This is a genomic window from Nonomuraea sp. 10N515B (genome assembly GCF_052245915.1).
Taxonomy (GTDB): domain Bacteria; phylum Actinomycetota; class Actinomycetes; order Streptosporangiales; family Streptosporangiaceae; genus Nonomuraea.
In genome coordinates, this window is record NZ_JBQQBQ010000182.1 from 1 (window position 1) to 1,507 (window position 1,507).

2 protein-coding genes are annotated in these 1,507 nt (G+C 64.0%); both read right to left on the bottom strand.

Annotated features, from left to right (window positions below):
* Positions 1-70: 70 nt before the first annotated feature.
* Positions 71-817 (bottom strand): protein-L-isoaspartate O-methyltransferase family protein, encoded by a 747-nt coding sequence (locus tag ACTWQA_RS58885; protein ID WP_443167477.1) that lies wholly within the window; start codon positions 815-817, stop codon positions 71-73.
* 107 nt (positions 818-924) lie between these two features.
* Positions 925-1,308, bottom strand: coding sequence for a hypothetical protein (locus ACTWQA_RS58890; protein ID WP_443167478.1), 384 nt, complete (start codon positions 1,306-1,308; stop codon positions 925-927).
* Between the last annotated feature and the right edge of the window lie 199 nt (positions 1,309-1,507).

A 1,507-nucleotide genomic window follows, 5' to 3' on the forward strand; every position in this document is an offset into this window, starting at 1 on the left:
CTTCGTCCCCTTCGTGTTGATATGAGCGAATCGAAGGATTACGGAGTGGCCGTCTCTTGTCACATGGATCTCACCCGTACCAGTCCAAGGCTTGATCACCCGCACACCATCTCCCTGGACGTGAACCGGCCTCCTCGTAGTGATGGGGATTCCAGGTGCTGCCGTGCCGCTGCGAGCGCAGCATCATATAGGCGGCGGGTCCGTGGAAGGACCCCACCGCCGTACCTGCCGAGGTGACTTCGAGCCGCAACTTGTGGCCCAGTCCACTGTTGGGCTGCCACGGCATCACGATCACCCCGCCAGGTCGAGTCTGCTCGACCCACGACAGGGGAATGGCAGACACCCCCGCCGTGACGTGGATGCGCTCGAACGGAGCGCGTTCGGTACACCCCTCGGTGCCATCGCCGACGATCAGATGAGGCGCGAATCCCGCCGTCTTGAGGTTGGCCGAGGCCTGGGCCGCGACCTGGCCATCCACCTCGATCGAGGTGACACCGACCTGACTGACACGCCATGACAGCAGGGCAGCCGTCCATCCTGAGGCGGTGCCGACGTCCAGGACTCGATCGTCACGGTTGGGGGCAAGTAGCTCCAGGAACTCGATCACCACGCCTGGCGCCGAAAGCGATGAGGTGATCATGCCCATTCCGCTGGCCGGATCTCCGGCCCCATCGTCCGCCTGGATGACCAGAGACGTATCGGAATACACGGCGTTCCACCACTCCTGGGGTGCGGTGTCGCGATCGATGGGGCCTCCTGCCTGGCTGTTGTCAGGCTTGGCCCAAGCTCTCGGGGGTGCGAACAGATCGCGGCGCACCTCGCGTAGCGCTCGCTCCCACGCAGGGTCGGTGAGGCGGCCCTGCGATCGCAGGCTCTCGACCAGACCGTTCGCCAGCGTCTCAATGCTCTGCCCGTCAGGCGGCCCTATCTGGCCCACGATGGCCCTTCCTCCAAGATGTCAGCGAGGGCGTCGGCGACCGGCACACCGGTCTCGTCCGCCAGCCAACCCCACTCCCCACGCTGGTTGGTCTCCAAGAACCACCAGCGGCCGTTAGCGTCGCAGATCAGATCTGCGGCACCATAGACCAGGCCAAGGCGCCGGTGCAGCTCCACCAAGCCCTCTTGGAAGTCGGCGGGAAGGTCGATATCGGCGTAGGTCAGCGAGTCGTAATCGCTGCGCCAGTCGGTACGGCCCCGGTCGCTTCTGGAGTCGATGCGCAGCGTGAAAACCTCCGAGCCGACCACGACCGCCCGCGCTTCGTATGCTTTCGGAATCTGCTCTTGAAGCAGTTGAGCTGTGTATCCCATCGCCGGGTCCAACAGTTCGTTGAGGCTTTCGATAGGGGTGGTGTAGAGAGCTCTGATACGCCCCTCGTCAGCGGAGCAATCGTCAAGACCTGTGGATCAAGTTTCTTAAGCAGCTTTCGACTTACCCCCGATCGTCGGTGATTCCTCGGGCCGCTCGACGAGCTTGCCCTTGACGAACGTGGCCCCGGCGCGGACCAGG